The organism is Streptococcus infantis, assembly GCF_047465525.1.
Lineage (GTDB): Bacteria > Bacillota > Bacilli > Lactobacillales > Streptococcaceae > Streptococcus > Streptococcus infantis_R.
The window spans coordinates 1-16302 of sequence record NZ_JASGZS010000022.1; the positions used below are offsets into that span (position 1 = coordinate 1).

Consider the following 16302-nt stretch of genomic DNA (forward strand, 5'->3'; position numbering starts at 1 on the left):
CTACTGGTGTCTTGAACTCTACTGTTGTTCCTTTAGGAAGATCATCTACATTACCAATTGATTTCTTAGCGTCTGGAGTTTCACCTTTGTTTACAGTTTGCTCTTTCGCTGTTGGAGTGTTCTTATCTGCATCGGTTGGTTGTTTGGCTTCAACATTGATTTCTTTCCAACCAACTGGGCTTGAGTACTTGCCTTCAACGATGTTCGCGATAGCTTTGGCTTTACCTTCTTTGACTGGTTCTTTCATCTCAAGGACGATAGTATCTGTGAATCCGTCTGTCGCGTATGATTTCACAACAGCTTTTGATTCATCTTTCGCATACCATGGTCCATCGATTGAATCACGTTTAAGAGCAACTTCGCCAGCTTTATTGGTATCTTTATTCGTATAACCTAGATAAGCCATACCTGCATCGTGTGGTACTTTAACAGTGATTGTCTTAGTAACTTCGATCAAGCTTTGTTTGTCAGATGATTTTTCATCTGGTTGGATAGTCGTTTCACCTAGACCGACTGGTACTTCTGTTTCCGCACTTGGAACACCATTAAGCGTTTGAGTAACGGTAACTTTATCTTTTGGAGTCAACTGTGGTTGAGTAGTAATGTTACTGTTCAATCCTTTTGGAAGAGTCGCTGTCCAAGTTCCGTCTGCTCCAACAGGTACATTTTCAACAAGTGTGTTATCACCTGACTTGATGGTAACAGTTGCACCTGGTGTTCCTGTACCTGAAATGGTCTTATCAGTTGAACTTACTCCTGCTCCAGGCATATTATTTGCAGTTGCTGGAATAGTTGGAGTTACTACTGGGGCTGCTGGACGAATTTTAAAGACTGAATCTTTTGGAAGTTCATCTGTACTTCCATCGTTATAAGTGACAATAACTTTATCACCATTCACAGCGACTGTCTTAATCTTATCGCTAAATGTAGGGTTAGCACTTTTAACTGCTTGTTCTAGTTCAGCAGCTGTTGGCGCATTATCTCCTACAAGTGGAGTTGTTGGCGCTGTTGCGGTGTATTTGAATGTTTGTGGTTTCCACATGAAGCGGATACGTCCAAGCGCACCTTTTTCCATTGGTGCTCCAACATGTTCATAAGCTGTGTTACCAGCTGCATCTTCTGCAAATAGGTAACGAGTAAACTGACCATTTTGTTCAGTGTAAGTATTTGCTGGGACTTCACCTGTCACATGGATAACAGCTGGGTTGGTTTCAGTTGCCTCCGTTTCTGTCTTGATGCGATCAGCTTTCAAATACAAGGCTGCTCTTGAACCACCACCAAGATAGGAAGTATCTTCAGTTCCTAGGCCTTGACGGTTATCAGCTGGCATAGCCAAGTAAGCTTTGACAATCTTACCTGAATTATCAGTCACCTTAAGTTCAATATTGTTTGTTTCACCTGAATAAACGTAGATTGCTTGATTATCAGCATCATCATAAGGAATGTTCAATACTGGACGAACTGTATCACTTACTGTCGCTACTTTAGGATCACTTGCTACTGATGTATTACCTGCTGCATCAGTTGCTTTGGCTGTTACAGGACCTGCTGGAATATCAACTTTTGGAGTAATCGTTGCTTTACCATTTTCTCCTGCAGTTGCTTCACCGATCTTGTTGTTGTCTTTATCGTAAAGGGCAACAGTTGAACCTTTTTCTGCAGTCACTTCAACTGGAGTCTTAGTGCCCGCTTTACCTGTAAGGTCTGTGTTCACTACTGGTTTATCTGGAGCTGTTTTATCTACTGCATTAACTAGATAAGCTGCTGCAACCTTATCTGTTGACTTATCAGGATAAGTGATGGTAAGGTTCCCTTTGTCATCTACACTGTATGTCGCATTTGCTGGAAGACTTGGGTTAGCAGTTTTAACTGAGTCGATGATCTTGGTCTTTTCATCTTCAGAAACGTTGTTAGGATCTGCAACATCTACTTTTGTACCTGCTACTGGTTCATACTTCTTAGCAGTCTCAAGAACAACAACTCTAATAACATCTGTAAATTGGTTACCCTTTTTATTACGAGCAACGAATCCAACATCTACAGTGCCTGCCTTTTGTGTCTCAGCAACTGTACCAATGTATTTATTTTTTTTGTTTCTCCAGGTATTTGAACCTGCAGTTGCGAAGAAGTGACCCTGTGGGAACACTCCTGCGACCCCAGTTGGATTTTGATAAGCATCGAATTTCTCAAGAGAAGGTGTCCCATCTGCCCAAACGTCAATATCAATCTTATCTCCAGGATAAACTGTTACAAGGTTCTTAGACACTATAAGAACCAGAGAACCATTAGATTGTTGACTTACTTTTCCTTCAGTCAATGGTGTTTTTGTAACCGTAATCGGTGCACTCTTAGCTGACTCTGTTCCACCTGCTGGTGTTGTAGTCGCTGTAATCTCACCTTCAGGAAGGCTGTTCGTAGGGTGAACAGTTGCTACACCTTGGTCATTAGCTACAGCTTCACCAATCACAACGCCATCTTTGTTGTAAAGTTTAACAGTTGAACCTGCTGGTGCTTTAACTGTTACATCAGCTGGTGTACTTGCTTTACCTGCCAAGTTATTGACAATTTCTGGGGCTGATGCTGGGGCTGTAGTTGCGCTATCTACTGCTGGAGTGTTTGGTTTTGATGGTTCTGGTTGTGGTTGTGGCGCTGGAGTCTCTTCTTTTGGAGCTTCTTCAACGTTACGTGATTGCCAACCTTGAAGACTTGAGTAGCTACCTTCTTGCATGTTAGAGATAACTTTAGCTGTTGTTCCAGCTTTCATATCTTTGTTCAAGGTCAAGTTGATTGTTGAGTAGAACTTACCTTGTTCACTTGAAGCAACACTTGCAAGTGCACTGTTTGTTACTTGCCAGTTGCCTGGAACAGCATCACGTTTAAGCACAACTTCTCGAGCATTGCCATCTGCGTCCGTAAATTGGAAATAAGCTGCTCCTGCATCATGCGGTACTTTCAAGGTAACGTTTCTATCATTTTCAACAAGATTATTTTGTTGTTTTGATTTAGATGATGGAACGATCTCTGAGTGACCTAGAGAGACGTTTACAGGTGTAGCAGCACTTTCTACTCCACCAACTGTTTGGCTAACGCTGATTTGACTCCCAGGAACCAGCTGTGCCCCACCAGTAACGTTACTATTCAAACCAATAGTAATTGGGAATGACCACTGTCCGTTCTGTCCAACTACGGTACTATCATTAACAGTTTTACCCTCACTCTTAATATTGATGCGGGCACCTGGTGTTCCTGTACCTGTCAAGACTGTATCTGTAGAAGCTATAGTAGGCACTGTAATCGTGTCATTTGTTTGGGTGTAGGTGTTGTTGACTCCTGGTTGTGGTGCAAGTCTTGATGAAAGATTGATACCGACTTCTGGGAAGTCTGAAGTACGATTTTTAACAGCTGATGAACCATTCATCCCACCATTTTCTAGTGAGTTTTTTACAATAGCTGTTGCAAAACGAGCAAACAGATTGTGACGGGTCCCTTTAGTCACTACACTATAGGTAAGCGAATCAGGAACTCCTCCACCAATGTATTTATAATGAGACGCCAAAGCTTTGTGATTGCTCATAGCAGGGAGCTTTCCAAAATCTTTCTCAACGTAATAATCCTCATTCAGACGTCCAGCATTAGGACCACGGTCTACGACAGTAATACTTTGAATTGTATCATCTGATGCGACCACCAAGCCAGCAGCTTGGTGATTCTTATGCTGCGGTACAACACTAATTGTCCAAGTTGTTCTGTCTCCATCCACACTGTAGCGAACTGACTGAAACTGCTTGACACCCGCACCAGCAAATTCACCTTCAGCGACTGATCCGTCAACTGAACGGTTTGCTGCACGTGAACTTAGATCACGTTTGCCTCTTGGACGAGCTACTTCAGTTTCCGCTACTGCTGTTTCAGCTTTATCCTCTGTCGCTTCAGCTTTAGCTTCAGTGGCTACTGCTGTTGCTTTTTCTTCTTTAGCAGCAAGTTGAGCTACTGCCTCTTTGAGACTAGCGACTGCTGCATCCACTTGGTCTTGGCTAGCTTCTGCATTTGCCAAAACATTTTGTGCTTGTTCAAGTGCTGTGTTCAAGCGAGAAAGAGAGTCTTCTGTCTTTCCTGCTTTGTCCAAGCCTTTTACTTCTTCGACCAACTGGGTCAAAGCTTCTTTGTTAGCTGTTTTAGCAGTAGTGTTTTCCGCTACCACTGCTTTTCCAACTGTTGCTGGCTGAGTCTCTGCCACAGCAGCAGGAGCTTCATAAGTCCCCATTTCTCCACCATATCCAGGCTTAGCCTCTTTAGCTTTTGAGCCACTCTCAACTGTAGATTCCGATGCTGTGTCTGCATGGACCGTTTGAATAGCTAAGCTAGCTCCGACCGCAAAAACAAGCGAACAACCAAAAAGGAAATGTTTTCCCTTTTTAATCATACGCCAGTTCTTCTGCTCTGCATTTTTACGATTAAAATACATTGTTATCTCCTATTTATTTTGTATTAGAGTCGCATGTGTTTTACATACGTTGTTATTATAAAATATGGAAGCAATATAGTCAAATATTTTGATCGTTTTAGAAAAAAAAAAAACGCTTGATACAAATCATTTCTAAATTTGCGAATTTTTTAGTAAAATTATTATAAGAATTGATAATTTATAAACGATTTCAAAAACTTTTTTCCTAAAACATGCTATAATAGAGAAAAGCCCTGATAATTATTTTTATCTTTTTTGTTTATAAGACTTTATATTTCCAAGGAGTATTTCCCATGAGAGAACTATTATCTCACAAAGAACAGAGACAATTAAAAATTATAGAATACTTGTTTGAGAACCAAGAATGGATTCATATCGACATTTTAGCCGATATTCTAGATTTGAATGGACGCATCATCAAAAGTGATATCAAAGAAATGCGGGAGCAACTTTCTTGCTTTGATATTTTGTCATCAACCGCTGGTATCAGACTGACTAACGAACATAACTTTGGTATTGAGCGAATTTATAGGCATGTTTTGCAAGAATCTGTTAATTTTCAGGTGCTCAAAGCTTTCTTCCTATTAGAAGAACCATTTACTTTCGAGCACCTAGTTGAAACACTTGACATTTCTCTTCCCTCACTTCGTAAGAAGGTTGCTGAGATCAATAATATCCTGCAATCAAAGTATAAATTCAAGCTAAAGGTGACGCCCATTTCGATTATTGGAGACGAAAGAGACATTCGCTTCTTTTTTGCCCAGTATTTCCATGAAGCCTATGGTTACTTCAAATGGCCATTTCCTTTCTCTTCTGAAGCTGTGGATGAATTTATGACTTTTTTTGTCAATCTAACAGGCTATCCCATCACCTACCAAAACATGTTTCAGTTGAAGACACAAATTGCAGTCAATCTCCAACGAGCAAAGATTGCACCAAGACCTAAAGAGGAAATCGAGTCTGACTCTCTTCATCCTATTTTTAGTCAACTTTCGAACTACCAACAGGAATTGCAATCTCTTGGTGATCGTCTTGGAATCACGCTCGACTTTCCAACTATTAACCAAATTTTCAGCTCCTATACTCAAGAGGGAATTTTCTTCACGGTTGAGGATTTCCTAGAGGCACGGAAAGACAATGAGAAAGTCGATCATTCCTATCACTCAGCTCGAGATGTCCTAGACAATCTTACCCGACAGTTTGATGTCCACTTTTCAAATATCGATCAATTGATTTGGCACTTGCATAACACAGCACTTCTAGAACGTCAAGAAATCAACTCAGAATCTATCATTTCTCATAATAAATCTTATGCACTGAATAAGATTAAAAAGTTCTTCCCAGATTTTTACGAAGCTGCTAGTTTTGAAATGATGCGCTATAAGTCTAGCTTGGGACAAAAGGAGCAACTTCACGCTGTTGTTCATCTAGTCTATACTCTTTTAACCCACGCAACTGATCTAATGGAACAACTCCTAAAGCGCCAAACTAAGGTTCGTGTTCTTGTTTTGAGTGAGTTTGACTTTGCCCATCCTCAGGCCTTGATTTCACTTTATCAATTTTACACCTCTAAAAACATTCACTTTGAAACATGGGATAAAGAGACACTCAATGTTGATGAAATCATGGAAGCGGGTTACGATGCCATCATTACAAACTTTGATATTGAAGGATTGGTTCATCCGAAGCTCATGAACGTCGGTCGCATGGCTAATCTACAAGTCGTCAATGAACTCAATACTCTTTCCATTGGTAAACTTTAAAAATAGCCTCTGTTTTATGACCAAGCAAGCAGGCTAAAATAGATATAAACGCATAATGTCAGGCATATTAAAAACTTGATATTATGCGTTTTTATACTCTTCGAAAATCTCTTCAAACCGCGTCAACGTCCATCTGCAACCTCAAAACAGTGCTTTGAGCTGACTTTGTCAGTTTTATCCACAACCTCAAAACAGTGTTTTGAGCAACCTGCGGCTAGTTTCCTAGTTTGCTCTTTGATTTTCATTGAGTATTACTTTCAACAATGGATTCGCACTTATTGATAAATTTCTGCTCATTTACAACATAGTGGATTGAAATAAGGGATGAACAAATAGATTAGGAAAGTCAAACTTATTTCTAGAAATATTTTCAGCAGTCATAGCGTACTATTCTAGATTCAATCTACTATAATTTTATTGTGTAGCAGATTGAATAGAAAACACTATAGTAGATTCAAATAAGGGATGAACAAATAGATTAGGAAAGTCAAACTTATTTCTAGAAATATTTTTAGCAGTCGTAGTGTACTGTTCTAGATTCAATCTATTACAATTTTGTTGTGTAGCAGATTGAATAGAAAACACTATAGTAGATTCAAATAAGATATGAACAATTCGATTAGGAAAGTCAAACTTATTTCTAGAAATATTTTTAGCAGTCGTGGTGTACTGTTCTAGATTCAATATACTCTGCATTGTGAATTCTAAAAAATTGCTAGAAATTGACTTAACTTCTCTAGTAAATTTGTTGAGATTTTATTTCATCTATCTATGTAAACATATATATATTAGTCTACCTAAAAACTTTTTCCTTGCTTTGCTAGAATATAGTAAGATCTACTGATGAGCTGGTCAATGTCAATGTTTTTACTCAGGCTACAATATTTCTTCAGTAGACTATCAACAAAAAGGGGGTTTGATTTTAATGGAGGATGATTTTTCACCTAGTCTGATTTCTCATCTACAAAACAAAAGAAAACGATTGCATAAACTCTTACTCCATGATATACTAGGATAAAAATAAACAATAGGAGAGTGTCTATGAAAAACACGTCATCTCAACCAGATAAAAAAATGATTTACAGCATCCGTTCTCTGAAAAACGGAACTGGCTCTGTCCTTATTGGAGCAAGCTTTATCCTCCTTGCCTTAACAGCACCTTCTGTATCTGCAGCTGAAACTAGTCTTGGCACACAAGAAAATGTAAGCGCTATTAGTGCAGGCCCAGTTACTACAGAAACCAGCCAAGCTGAGGAAAAAACGCCTATTTTGGACCACAAAGATGCAAACGCTTCCCTAGAGTCTAAAACATCTGAACCAGTAGCAGTTTCTGAAACAGCTACAACTGAGACTAGTGCAAGCCTTCCAAACAATAAAGACGAGAAAACTGAAGTATCAAGTCTAGCTGCTGAGAAAGCTGCGCCAGCAGACACTGTAGCTGAAAATCCAATCCAAGACAACTACTTCCGTATCCACGTCAAAAAACTTCCCCAAGAAAACCAAGATTCGCAAGGTCTTTGGACTTGGGATGATGTTGAAAAACCATCTGAGAACTGGCCAAATGGCGCCCAGTCCTTCAAGGATGCCAAGAAAGACGACTACGGCTACTACCTAGATGTCAAACTAAAAAATGAACAAGCCAAGAAAGTCAGCTTCCTCATCAACAACTCCAAAGGTGACAACCTTACTGGAGACCGTTCGGTAGAGCGCCTCTCTCCAAAGATGAATGAAGCTTGGCTTGATGAGGACTTCAAGGTTCATAACTACCAACCGCAGCCAGCTGGAACAATCCGCGTCAACTATTTCCGCACCGATGGCAACTATGACAAGAAATCTCTCTGGTACTGGGGAGATGTGAAGACTCCAAGTAGTGGAGAATGGCCTGACGGTACAGACTTTACTGCAAGTGGAAAACACGGACGCTACATCGATATTCCGCTCAATGAAGCCGCCAGAGAATTTGGATTTTTACTATTAGATGAGAGCAAGAAAGGCGATGATGTGAAAATCAGAAAAGAAGATTATAAATTTACTGACCTGAAAAACCACAGTCAAATCTTCCTTAAGGATGATGACGAAACAATCTACACCAACCCTTACTATGTGCATGACATCCGTATGACTGGTGCCCAACATGTGGCTAAGTCCCGTATTGAAAGTAGTTTTTCTACCTTGGTTGGTGCTAAAAAAGAAGACATCCTTAAACATTCCAACATCACTGACCACCAAGGGAATAAAGTGGCTATCTCCGATGTTACAATCGATGAAGCAGGTAAGAAGGTAACCTACATCGGTGATTTTTCGGACACTAAAAACCCTTATACAGTTGCCTACGATTCAGACCGTTTTACAACTCGTTCAAGCTGGCGTCTCAAAGATGAGACTTACAGTTACGATGGTCCACTCGGTGCAAATCTTAAAGAAGATGGTAAACGTGTTGATCTGACTCTTTGGTCTCCAAGTGCCGATAAGGTTTCAGTTGTCGTCTACGATAAGAAAGATCCTGAAAAAGTGGTCGGAACCGTCGCCCTTGAAAAAGGAGAAAAAGGAACCTGGAAACAAACTCTGAATGAAAACTCTGGTCTTGGCATCAGCAACTATACTGGCTACTACTACCAATATCAAATTGAGCGCCAAGGCAAGACTGTTCTCGCACTCGATCCTTACGCTAAATCTCTCGCTGCTTGGAACAGTGATCTAGCAAAAACAGATCCTGCCCATAAAGTTGCTAAAGCTGCTTTTGTGGATCCAGCAAAACTTGGACCTCAAGACCTGACTTATGGTAAGATTCATAACTTCAAATCTCGTGAAGATGCTGTTATCTACGAGGCTCACATTCGTGACTTTACCTCAGATCCTGCTATCGCAAAAGATTTGACCAAACCATTTGGTACTTTTGAAGCCTTTATCGAAAAACTAGACTACCTCAAAGACTTGGGTGTAACCCACATCCAGCTCCTTCCAGTCTTGTCATACTACTATGTCAATGAATTGAAAAACCATGAACGCTTGTCCGCCTATGCTTCAAGCGATAGCAACTACAACTGGGGTTATGATCCTCAAAACTACTTCTCCTTGACTGGTATGTACTCAAGCAATCCTAAGGACCCAGAAAAACGTATCGCAGAATTTAAGAACCTTGTCAACGAAATCCATAAACGTGGCATGGGTGCTATCTTAGACGTAGTTTACAACCATACTGCCAATGTTGATATCTTTGAAGACATTGAGCCAAACTACTACCACTTCATGGATGCAGATGGGACACCTCGTACTAGCTTTGGTGGTGGTCGTCTAGGAACAACCCACTACATGTCTAAACGCGTCATGGTAGACTCTATCAAGTATCTAGTTGAAACCTATAAAGTAGATGGTTTCCGTTTCGATATGATGGGAGATCATGATGCAGCTTCTGTCGAAGAAGCTTACAAGGCTGCACGCGCCCTCAATCCAAATCTCATCATGCTTGGTGAAGGTTGGAGAACCTATTCTGGTGATGAAAATATGCCTACTAAAGCTGCTGACCAAGATTGGATGAAACATACCGATACTGTCGCTGTATTTTCAGATGACATCCGTAACAACCTCAAGTCTGGTTATCCAAATGAAGGTCAACCTGCCTTTATCACAGGTGGAAAACGCGATATCAATACCATCTTTAAAAATCTAATTGCTCAACCAACCAACTTTGAAGCAGATAGCCCTGGAGATGTGATTCAATACATCGCAGCCCATGATAACTTGACCCTCTTTGACATCATTGCCCAATCAATCAAAAAAGACCCAAGCAAGGCTGAAAACTATGCGGAAATCCATCGTCGTTTGCGCCTCGGAAATCTCATGGTCTTGACAGCTCAAGGAACTCCATTTATTCACTCTGGTCAGGAATACGGACGTACCAAACAATTCCGTGACCCAGCCTACAAGACTCCAGTTTCAGAAGATAAGGTACCAAATAAATCTCACTTGTTGCGTGATAAGGACGGTAACCCATTTGACTATCCTTACTTCATCCATGATTCTTATGACTCTAGTGATGCTGTCAACAAGTTTGATTGGACCAAGGCAACTGATGGAAAAGCTTATCCTGAAAATGTCAAGAGCCGTGACTACATGAAAGGTTTAATTGCACTTCGCCAATCTACAGACGCCTTCCGACTTAAGAGTCTTCAAGATATCAAGGACCGTGTCCACCTCATCACTATCCCAGGCCAAAATGGTGTGGACAAAGAAGATGTAGTGATTGGCTACCAAATCACTGCTCCAAACGGAGATATCTACGCAGTCTTTGTCAATGCGGACGAAAAAGCTCGCGAATTTAATTTGGGAACTGCCTTTGCACATCTAAGAAATGCTGAAGTTTTAGCAGATGAAAACCAAGCAGGACCAGTCGGAATTGCCAACCCTCAAGGACTTGAATGGACTGAAAAAGGCTTGAAATTAAATGCCCTTACAGCCACTGTTCTTCGAATCGCTCAAGGCGGTGCCATCGTTGCCCCAGCTGTGGAAGAAAAACCAGAATTTGATCTTTCTAGCTTAAAACAAGAGCACGGTCAAGATAATATCCAAGACAATACTCCAAACAGAGTCGTCAAACCGGAACATCAAGATCCAGCTCCACAAACTAAACCTGATTCTGCAAAACCAGATGCAAAAGTAGCGGATGCGGATCATAAACCTAGCCAAGCTACAACTGATTCACAAGCTGAAAAACCATCACAAGAAGCACAAGCATCATCTGTAAAAGAAGCGGTTCAAAACGAATCGGTAGACAACTCTAACAAGGAAACTATACCTGCTCCCCTAGCTAAACAAGCTGAACTTCCAAATACAGGAACCAAAAACGATCACAAACTCCTGTTTGCAGGAATTAGCCTCCTAGCCCTCCTTGGACTTGGTAGCTTCCTCAAGTCAAGAAAGGAACAATAAAAGCAAGGACTCTATAAATCCAGCAACTTGATAGAAAGACATGTAAAAAGCAAGCTGGGATAAAAGTCTTTAAACTCAGAAAAACGCATATTATCAGATGTTTAAAAAACTTGATAATATGCGTTTTATTGTAGAAAGATTTATACTCAATATTCTACTAAAATTATGTTTGTGTCTCGCCTCTTCAGATTTAAAAAAAGGTTCATTTTGATCAATTTGTTTCAATCTCTTTCTTTTACTAGAGAAAATAAAAAAACTCTTAAAAATAGCATTATGTCAGCATTTCTAAGAGTTTTTACTACATAGTATCCAACCTCTATAAGGGCAATTTTTTATTACTGATAGAGTAGGTCTACGTTCTGCCTCTTCCTAGAAGCTCTTATTTCTCTATCCTTGCTTCTGCATCCGCTACTACTTGGGCAAGACTGGTTTGCCCCAACTCCTGCTCCATGGCTAGCTGAATCTTTTGTAATTTCTCATCTAAAATCCCATGGATATTTGCACCAACTGGACAGGCTGGATTGGGATTGTCATGAAAACTAAAGAGTTGACCTGTCTTTCCTAGACACTCAACTGCTTGGTAAACATCTAAAAGACTGATATCCTCTAGGTCTTTGATGATCTCTGCTCCACCAGTTCCACGCGCAACTGAGATCAACTCCGCCTTTTTCAGTTGAGATAAGGTCTTACGGATAATGACAGGATTGACTCCAACGCTACTAGCAAGAAAATCACTAGTCACCTTACTTTCTTTCCCTTTTAAGGCTATGATAATCAACATATGAGTCGCGATGGTAAATCGACTTGAAATTTGCATAAGGTTCTCCTTTTTCTATTAGACTAGTTCGTTTTTTTATATTTATTATATCTCTTGTAGTTGTAATGTCAAGAGTTACCACTCAACCAGTCATCTAGTTCTGCATCATGCCCTTGACTTTGGGCAATTTCATGAAGTAGTTCCTGATTATGGGTATGGTGAATCCCATTAACCAAGCTTTCATAATAAACTTGGTAGTAGGGTAATTGTAACTCTTTGGCTAGTTGTAATTCTGCATCAATATCATAATCAACCCGACGAAAATCGATATCTTTCAATCCTTTTTCATCAAATTCTAATATCATGTACTGGGCCCGCAAGTCCTTGCGTAAATGTTCAGATAAAAAGAAGGGTTGACCAATGGAACCTGGATTCAGGATAAGTTGGCCACCACTACCATAACGAAGAAACTGTTGATGGATATGCCCGTAAATGGCAATATCACAATCTGGATTGGTGACAAGACGGTCAAAGTCCTCTTGCTTTCCAAGATGAATCAGTTCTCGTCCCCAATTTTTATCAGGCAAGTGATGGCTAATCCCTAGCTTCAAATCTCCAAACTGGCGGTGCACTTGCAAGGGATAGTCCTGCAGTTCCTCAATCTCCTCAACACTGAGTTCTTCCATAATATACTGACACTGGCGCAGGAGATAACGATGACTGGGTCTACTTTCATCCAACTGACGATGGCAGGCGCGCCATAAGCTCTCCTCCCAATTCCCTAAAACTCTAAGGGTGATGGGTAAAGTGTCCAATATCCGGAGAATATTTTTTCGTCCTGTTCCAGGCATGAGGATATCTCCCAAGAGCCAATACTCATCAACCTCCGCCTTCTGCGCATTTGTCAGAACAGCCTCCAAAGCTGTCGTATTGCCATGTATATCCGATAATACTGCGATTTTTGTCATATCTCTTCCTCTTAGCTTTTCTAGTTTTATTATAACAAACTCCAAGTCAAAGTCAAAAAGCATCTATATTCCTATCGTTTTTTACTTTACTTTTTTAGTGAAAAGGAATACAATGAAGGTAATAAGAATGAGGAGGTTTTTGCTATGGCACAACGTTATGAAAACATCATGGTAGCGGTTGACGGTTCTAAGGAAGCTGACTTGGCTTTCATCAAAGGGGTTCATTCAGCCCTACGTAACCAGGCAAAACTAACGATTGCCCATGTCATTGACACACGTGCTCTTCAAAGCATCTCAACATTTGATGCCGAAGTTTACGAAGAATTGCAAGTCGAGGCCAACGATTTGATGGCTGAATATGAAAAGCGTGCAAAAGATGCTGGGCTCACAGACATTAAAGTTGTTATTGAGATGGGTAACCCTAAAACTCTCTTAGCTAAAACAATTCCAGATAAAGAAAAGGTTGATTTGATTTTAGTTGGAGCAACAGGACTCAATGCCTTTGAGCGCCTGCTAGTTGGTTCTTCATCAGAATATATCTTACGCCATACCAGCGTTGACCTTCTCGTCGTTAGAGATAAGGATAAAACTTTGTAATAAAAACAGAAATGAGGTTGGGATTTTTCTCCTAACCTCATTTTTTTATAAACTATTGATGTCGTAGTTGGAGCTAGGAAATAAAAACATCATTCCAGGCTTCCTTTCCTACCACCTATTTCTTATCGGCTCTTTCCTTGTGGCGTTCATAGGCCTTTATCTGGCGCTCAATCTCTTTTTTAATGGCTGGTTCTGGAGCGTATTTTTCTTCCCAATCATCTGGTTTTAGGATTTTGTGGGTCACTGGATCAAAATGAGCTTTTCCATCAGGGAACATTTTACCCATATTGGCTTGATGGACAATGTCAAAAATCCGTTCTGGATCCACTCCCATCAAAACAAAACTACCATAGGTGAAGTACAAAGTATCAATCAAGGCATCCACTTGCCCTACCAAATCTTGATTAGCAGGTGTCTTCTTGACTACTTTCTCTGCTGCTTGATCAAGAGCTTGGTGTAACTGTCCTACTGCCTGTTCGAAATCTTCTTCAGAAGAGCTAGCAGCTCGAACAAACTCCACCAATTCTTCTATCTTAAATCCCGCTCTATGGGTGGCACCTTCTAAGTCCCAAGCTTGGGGCTCCTCTTGAGTTCGTTCATCCATCATGTGGTGGAAGGTCTTGACCTTATTAAAATGGTAATCACGGCTGACAAAGACTTTTTCTGAAGCCAAAACACCAAAATGCTCTAAAGCTTTGTGAATCCCATCTTGCTGGTTGCTGGTTGTAATATGCTTGGCCACTTCCTTGACACTGCTACTACCGTTGCCCATGGCGACTGACATCCCAACACCCGCCAGCATCTCTAGGTCATTGTCCGAGTCACCAAAGGCCATAACTTGATTGAGATCAAAACCATACTCTTTTCCAACACGACGAATTCCTTCTAGTTTGGAATTTCCTTGGTTGATGACATCGGCCGCAAAAGGATTACTGCGAGTCAATTTCAAGTCTTGAAAATCAGCTGCTGCTTTCTCAGATTCTTCTGGCGTCATTAGCATCAAAACTTGATAAATGGGCTGGTTCATCAACTGAAGCAAGTCTTCTTCCTTCTGAGGAACAACCTTACTCACCATTCGATTAAAGGAATGACTAACTGTACGAGTCAACATAGAGGGGACAAAACGACTCACTCTTTGTGAAAAAGAACCAAGACCAAAAGACATGATTTTCGAACCAAGCATGGCATCCTTGGTCCCCAAAGCAATCTCCTTGCCCTCTTTTTTGGCATAAGCTATCAACTGCCGTAAATGAGATTTGGAAAGAGGACTTGTAAACAAGACTCTGTCTTTATTAAAGATATATTGGCCGTTATAGGTTACAGCAAAATCCAGATCTAAATCTTCCATTAAATCCTTAACAAAAAAAGGTCCTCGCCCTGTCGCTACTCCAACAAGCACTCCCTGTTCCTTCACAATCTTAATCGCATCCTTAGTGGATTTCAAAACACTCTTGCGATCGTTGACCAGTGTTCCATCGATATCAAAAAAAACAGCTTTGACTTCCATCCTACCTCAATCTCCCCTTTTGTGATACAATGATTATACCACATTTCAGAAAGAGTGAGTAAATCATGCCTAAGAAAATCCTTGTTTTACATACGGGTGGTACTATTTCCATGCAAGCCGATGACTCTGGCGCTGTTGTGACTAGTCAAGACAACCCTATGAATCATGTATCCAATCCACTTGAGGGAGTTGAAGTCCACGCTCTCGACTTTTTTAATCTGCCAAGTCCCCATATTAAACCCAAGCATATGCTGGCCCTCTATCAAAAAATTAAAGAAGAGGCTAATCATTATGACGGTTTCGTGATTACACATGGGACAGATACCTTGGAAGAAACTGCCTATTTCCTTGATACTATGGAGGTTCCTCACAAACCGATCGTGCTAACAGGGGCCATGCGTAGTTCCAACGAGCTTGGAAGCGATGGTGTCTACAATTATCTCAGTGCCCTACGCGTAGCGAGTGACGATAAGGCTGCTGACAAGGGTGTCTTGGTCGTTATGAATGACGAGATTCATGCTGCTAAGTATGTGACCAAGACGCACACGACAAATGTTAGCACCTTTCAAACGCCGACCCACGGCCCTCTTGGGCTCATCATGAAACACGAGATTCTCTACTTCAAAACAGCTGAACCCCGTGTTCGTTTTGACCTTGATAGAATTCAGGGCTTGGTCCCTATTATCCCTGTCTATGCTGGTATGACAGAAGAACTCCTCGATTTGCTTCCCGTTGACCAGCTAGATGGACTTATTATTCAAGCCTTTGGTGCTGGAAATGTTCCCAAGGAAACAGCACAAAAATTGAACGCCCTTATCCAAGAAGGACTTCCAATCGCCTTAGTCTCTCGTTGTTTTAACGGGATTGCCGAACCTGTCTATGCCTATGAGGGAGGTGGCGTTTGCCTGCAAAATGCTGGTGTTTTCTTTGTCAAAGAGCTCAATGCTCAAAAAGCTCGTCTCAAACTCCTCATCGCTATCAATGCTGGCCTCACAGGAGAGGAATTACGAGCCTATATGGAAGGATAATACTCTTCGAAAATCAAATTCAAACCTCGTCAACGTCGCCTTGCCGTAGGTATGGTTACTGACTTCGTCAGTTTCATCTACAACCTCAAAGCAGTGCTTTGAGCAACCTGCGGCTAGTTTCTTAGTTTGCTCTTTGATTTTCATTGAGTATAAAAAAGTCGGTGAGATAGAAATTACTAGATCAAGTCTTGTTTTCTAGTTCACTCCGAGAGCTTCCAACCACCAACTTAATGCTTGAACTATTGACCAAAAAGTTTCTGCTACTAAAAAGCGAGGTCGGGATTTTTA

9 protein-coding genes are annotated in these 16302 nt (G+C 40.8%); 4 read left to right on the top strand and 5 right to left on the bottom strand.

Annotated features, from left to right (window positions below; genetic code table 11):
• The coding region (locus QM374_RS08155; RefSeq protein WP_414311432.1) for an Ig-like domain-containing protein at window positions 1–4465 on the bottom strand (4465 nt) is incomplete at its 3' end.
• Between the two features lie 293 nt (window positions 4466–4758).
• Between QM374_RS08155 and QM374_RS08160 the strand changes: the two genes are divergently transcribed.
• Entirely contained in the window at window positions 4759–6228 is a 1470-nt protein-coding gene (locus tag QM374_RS08160) for a M protein trans-acting positive regulator PRD domain-containing protein (RefSeq protein WP_371560945.1), read from the top strand.
• A gap of 122 nt (window positions 6229–6350) precedes the next feature.
• On the opposite strand, the gene QM374_RS08165 is transcribed toward QM374_RS08160, so the two are convergent.
• Window positions 6351–6473 (bottom strand): hypothetical protein, encoded by a 123-nt coding sequence (locus QM374_RS08165; RefSeq protein WP_049549051.1) that lies wholly within the window; start codon window positions 6471–6473, stop codon window positions 6351–6353.
• A gap of 796 nt (window positions 6474–7269) precedes the next feature.
• Between QM374_RS08165 and QM374_RS08170 the strand changes: the two genes are divergently transcribed.
• A complete protein-coding gene (locus QM374_RS08170; protein ID WP_414311433.1) occupies window positions 7270–11157 on the top strand; it encodes a pullulanase in 3888 nt (1295 codons plus the stop codon).
• Between the two features lie 379 nt (window positions 11158–11536).
• On the opposite strand, the gene QM374_RS08175 is transcribed toward QM374_RS08170, so the two are convergent.
• Both QM374_RS08175 and QM374_RS08180 read right to left on the bottom strand, forming a co-directional pair.
• Window positions 11537–11974: an Rrf2 family transcriptional regulator gene (locus QM374_RS08175; RefSeq protein WP_281335747.1), complete on the bottom strand. Its 438-nt coding sequence runs from the start codon at window positions 11972–11974 to the stop codon at window positions 11537–11539.
• Window positions 11975–12042: 68 nt separating this feature from the next.
• Window positions 12043–12882 (bottom strand): metallophosphoesterase family protein, encoded by an 840-nt coding sequence (locus tag QM374_RS08180; protein WP_414311434.1) that lies wholly within the window; start codon window positions 12880–12882, stop codon window positions 12043–12045.
• Between the two features lie 144 nt (window positions 12883–13026).
• Here QM374_RS08180 and QM374_RS08185 point away from each other — a divergent pair, with 144 nt between their 5' ends.
• The gene (locus QM374_RS08185; RefSeq protein ID WP_045762643.1) at window positions 13027–13479 is read left to right on the top strand and encodes a universal stress protein; all 453 of its coding nucleotides are present in this window, start codon (window positions 13027–13029) and stop codon (window positions 13477–13479) included.
• A 115-nt stretch (window positions 13480–13594) separates the two neighbouring features.
• Here the strand turns inward: QM374_RS08185 and QM374_RS08190 are convergent, their stop codons facing one another.
• A complete protein-coding gene (locus QM374_RS08190) occupies window positions 13595–14986 on the bottom strand; it encodes a Cof-type HAD-IIB family hydrolase (protein ID WP_414311435.1) in 1392 nt (463 codons plus the stop codon).
• Between the two features lie 65 nt (window positions 14987–15051).
• On the opposite strand from QM374_RS08190, the gene QM374_RS08195 reads away from it, so the two are divergent.
• Window positions 15052–16014: an asparaginase gene (locus tag QM374_RS08195; RefSeq protein WP_414311436.1), complete on the top strand. Its 963-nt coding sequence runs from the start codon at window positions 15052–15054 to the stop codon at window positions 16012–16014.
• Window positions 16015–16302 lie beyond the last annotated feature (288 nt).